Source organism: Bacillus sp. SIMBA_005 (genome assembly GCF_046535585.1).
In the GTDB taxonomy this organism is placed as follows: Bacteria; Bacillota; Bacilli; order Bacillales; family Bacillaceae; genus Bacillus; species Bacillus pumilus.
Window position 1 is genome coordinate 1 of sequence record NZ_JAWRWI010000366.1, and the last position, 274, is coordinate 274.

Annotated in this window: 1 protein-coding gene; it reads right to left on the reverse strand. The window is 69.0% G+C overall.

What is annotated here, in order from left to right; genetic code table 11:
• The coding region (locus SB660_RS20485) for a hypothetical protein (protein ID WP_410584167.1) at positions 1-274 on the reverse strand (274 nt) is incomplete at both ends.

Genomic DNA, 274 nt, shown 5'->3' on the forward strand with positions numbered 1-274 from the left:
GGCGGGGCTTCCCGGGCCAGACGGTGACTCGGGTGCGGGGCTGGCAGTCGTCCTTGAGCAGCAGGACGACGAACGTCGTCGAGGTGATCTCCTGGCCGAACGTCGGCGAGGTGGACCGCCGGTCGACGACGAGGCGCGTCTTCTGTTCGACATACGCCGGCCGATCCGTGCGCTCGTCGCCCCAGATGTCGCCCTCGGCGCCGTCGCCCTCGAACTCCTGGATCGTCACCCGGTGAGGGAGATGCTTCTCGCGAAGACGAGCCATGGCGACCTC